The 3,793-nt window shown below is 57.5% G+C and carries 4 protein-coding genes; all 4 read left to right on the top strand.

Features of this window, described 5'->3' with window-relative positions; translation table 11 throughout:
* Positions 1-87 precede the first annotated feature (87 nt).
* Positions 88-2,160 carry a tetratricopeptide repeat protein gene (locus ACFE0K_RS06120; protein ID WP_434535219.1) on the top strand — a complete coding sequence of 691 codons (2,073 nt, stop codon included), beginning with the start codon at positions 88-90 and terminating at the stop codon, positions 2,158-2,160.
* On the top strand, positions 2,141-2,893 hold the full coding sequence (locus ACFE0K_RS06115; protein WP_434535218.1) for a tetratricopeptide repeat protein: 753 nt from the start codon (positions 2,141-2,143) through the stop codon (positions 2,891-2,893). The genes ACFE0K_RS06120 and ACFE0K_RS06115 overlap by 20 nt, the downstream gene beginning before the upstream one ends.
* Positions 2,893-3,180, top strand: coding sequence for a hypothetical protein (locus tag ACFE0K_RS06110; RefSeq protein WP_434535217.1), 288 nt, complete (start codon positions 2,893-2,895; stop codon positions 3,178-3,180). Before ACFE0K_RS06115 ends, ACFE0K_RS06110 begins: the two co-directional genes overlap by 1 nt.
* A 140-nt stretch (positions 3,181-3,320) precedes the next feature.
* Positions 3,321-3,793, top strand: a 473-nt coding sequence (locus ACFE0K_RS06105) for a MotA/TolQ/ExbB proton channel family protein (protein WP_434535216.1), incomplete at its 3' end; no start/stop codon positions are given.

Genomic DNA, 3,793 nt, shown 5'->3' with positions numbered 1-3,793 from the left:
CTGGGCGACTAAGAGCTGGCCCAGACCAGCTTCTTCACCCTGCTAGACACCCTGGATGGTGCCAGTGAGCTCAATGACGAAACCAGCATGGAAAACAATTTGTTTGCCGGTACCCAGCGCGTGGTGCGCCTGGCATTCAGAAACCTGGATGGCCCGGAGTCGGTGAAAAAGTGGTTTTCGCGCAACGGCAAGCGGGATTACGAACCGGACATCTACCGCTCGCTGGGCCAGGTCTACCTGAGCCAGGAGCGTTTCCGCGACGCGGCAGAAGCCTTCGACATGTTTGTCCAGGTGTATCCGGATTCCACTCTGGCACCGGAATTCTCCAGTCTGCAGATCGATGCCTACCAGAAAGGCGGCTTCCCCACCTTGGTGTTACCGGCCAAGGAAAAATTCATTCAGCATTATGGTATCAACAGCGATTACTGGAGCCGCCATCCCGATATTCGTGAAGAGTATGTCTCGCTGCTCAAAGGACACATTCTCGACCTGGCCGAATACCATCATGTGTTGGCCCAGAAATCCGGCAACCCGGCGGATTACCGCAACCCGGCGCGCTGGTACCAGGAATACCTGGATACACCACCAGCCAGCGAAGACCAGGGCAAGGTAAATCACCGCTATGCGGAAGTGCTCTACGCCGCCGAGGATTACCCTGCCGCTATCAACGAATTTGAACGTACGGCCTATCAGTACCAGGGGTATGAAAAAGGCGGTGATGCCGCCTTCAATGCCCTCGTTGCCTACCAGCAGATTCTCGACAGCAACCCGGGCGAGGAACAGGAAAGCAGTTGGCGGGGAAAGAAAATCGCCAGCGCCCAGCAATACGGACAACGCTTCCCCGAACACCCGGAAGTCCCCAATGTGTTGCATGACACCGCCGAGGACCAACTCGCGCTGGGTGATGTGGAAGGCGCAGTGAAAACCGCCGGTATCCTGGTCAATCGACAGCCACCACCTTCCGCCGAGCTTCTGCGCTACGGCTGGGCCACCATTGCCAACGGCGAATTCGATCTGGGCCGTTTCAAGGTTGCCGAAATGGCTTACGGCAAACTGCTCGACATGCAGATGCCCAGCGAACAACGCGCGCAATATCGGGAGAAGCTGGCGGTCAGCATTTACCGTCAGGCTGAGCAGCAGCAGGAACAGGGTAACCTGGATATCGCCGCTGCCACCTTCCTGCGCGTCGGCCAGGCCGTACCGGAAGCGGCGGTTCGCAAGAACGCGGAATTCGATGCTGCCACCCTGTTCATTAACCAGGGCCGCGGCGCTGATGCCATCCCGGTTCTGGAAGCCTTCCGTCAGCGCTATCCCGACGACCCGCTCACCGACACCATTCCTGACAAGCTGGCCATTGCCTACGAGAAACAGGGCAACTACACCGCCGCTGCCGGCGAGCTACAGTTGATTGCTGCCAATTACAAAGGCGACGATCCGGAGCTCTCCCGCCAGGCGTTGTGGAAAGCAGCGGAAATGCAGGACCGGGCCGAACAGCCCCAGGCTTCCATTGCCCTCTACCAGCAGTACCTTCAGGAATGGCCACAACCCTACGATTTCCGCTCTGAAGCCCAATTCCGGCTGGTAGAGCTGAACCGGAAAACCGGCAACAGCGAGCAGGAAAGCTATTGGTTGCAGCAACTGGTCACCAGCTATCGGGAAGCCGGCAGTGACGCCAATGACCGGGTTGCCTGGCTGGCTGCCTACGCCAGCTTTACCTTGGCAGAACCCCACTTCGCGGAATTCAAACGCATTGCGCTTGACCAACCGTTGAAAGCCTCCCTGGCGGCCAAGACCGAAGTCATGAAAAAAGCCCTGGCGGATTACCAGGCAGTCGCTGACATCGGCGTCGCGGAATATGCCACCGCCGCCAACTACAAGATCGGCGAAATGTACCGGGTACTGGCCCGCGACCTGATCGCATCCGAACGCCCGAACGGGCTGGATGAACTGGAGCTGGAAGAGTACACCATGCTGCTAGAAGACAAGGCCTTCCCCTACGAGGACCAGGCCATCGACATCCTTATCGCCAATGCCAATCTGGTCACCGACGATATTTATGACCAGTGGGTAAAGAAAAGCTTTGGCGCTCTGGCAGAACTGATCCCCGGCCGCTATGCGAAGTTTGAACAGGTAGAAAGCTATGTGGACATCATTTACTGATCGCGGCCGCCTGAGCGCGGCCACCGCACTGCTCGCTGCCCTGGCGCTGTCAGGCTGTGCCAGCAAGGGCGGCATTGGACTGGAAGGCTCCGGCGAGGGCGGCACCAGCAAATATGAGCAACAGAAAGACGGTGGTGCTGCCGCCGACAGTGATGCCATTCATATTCCGCCGGTACCCCACGACCCCAAGGTGGAAAAGGTCGCCGAGCAGGCCATGGCAGAGTATGCCCGTGCCTTGCAAGCTCGAATGGCAGGCAAAGACAAGCAAGCCCTGGTGATGTTTCGTTCCCTGGGTGAGCGTTTCCCACAACTTTCCGGCCCTCAGCTCAATGTGGGTCTGATCTACATGGAACAGGAAGACTACGCCAAGGCACAGCAGGCCTTCGAACAATCCCTGGCCATCAACGATGCCAACCCCTATGCCCACAACGGCCTGGGGCTGGCATTGCGTGAGCAGGGTCAGTTCGATGATGCCCGTATCCATTACGAGCGGGCCCTGGTTCTGGACCCGAAATATGCTCGCGCTCATTTCAATCTGGCGGTTCTCGCCGAGCTTTACCTGCAGGATCTGCACCTGGCACTGGAACATTTTCAGGCCTATCAGAACCTGCAGAAATTGCCGGATGAGAACGTGGCCAACTGGATTGTAGACCTGCAGCGCAGAGCCCCGGACGCCCCCAGCCAGCCAGTGGCGAACCAGGATGCCGGTAACAAGAATGGAGAGTTGAACTGATGCGCCCCTTACTCATGATCACCGCCCTTCTGTGCGCCGCAGTCAGCCACGCTGAAGGCGATGGCCAGGAAGCATCCACCAATGTGATCGGGACCCAGGAAGCCCCCACGGTGCTCAACGTGGTGCCCTGGAAGGACCGGGAGGTGAAGCTGGAGAAAAAAGATCCCACTTCTTCCCTGCTCAACCGGGTACTGGAACCCCTGGATCAGGAGGTGTTGATGCGGGAAATCGAGTATCACCAGCTTCTTAATCAGGAGCCGGATAACGATGATCTGTTCCTGAAATAGCACATCAACCGATATCACTAGATGCGCCCGGGCCTTTTTTCTGATAAAAATTGGCGCTTTGGGGAAGGTGTAGCAGCCACCACGTCGGCGTAGCTGCACGCGAAACAATAACACTAACAGGAATACCGCAGGAGAAGTCCATGCCCACCACCACCGCCGCCCAGAACTCTGGCGTTGTCGAGACCGCTATTACCTTTATTCAGGATGGCGGTTTCTTCATGTACCCCATTCTTGTTGTCCTGGCCCTGGGCCTTGCCCTGTCCCTGGAACGTATCATTTACCTTCAGGCCACCAAGGCAAAGAACCAGAAAACCTGGAAAGACGTCTACCCTTTGATCGCCAAGGGCCAGTTTCGCCAGGCGCTGGATGTGGTCAGCAGCAGCAACAACGGAATGGCCAAAGACATCGGCTACGGCCTGGAGCGCGCCAAGACCGCCAAGCGCCACGATGATATCGAACTGGCCATGGAAGAAGGCCTGATGGAAATAAACCCACGACAGGAGGCCCGTACTACTTACATCGACACCTTTGACAACATTGCAACCCGACACGGCCTGATGAGCAACATAATCTGGATGATCCACGCATTTACCGCCGTAGCCAGCTGTGACCC

The sequence above is a fragment of the Alcanivorax sp. genome, assembly GCF_051117345.1.
GTDB lineage: Bacteria > Pseudomonadota > Gammaproteobacteria > Pseudomonadales > Alcanivoracaceae > Alcanivorax.
Note: the sequence above shows the minus strand (reverse complement) of the source record. Positions and strands in the feature narration are given on the sequence as shown.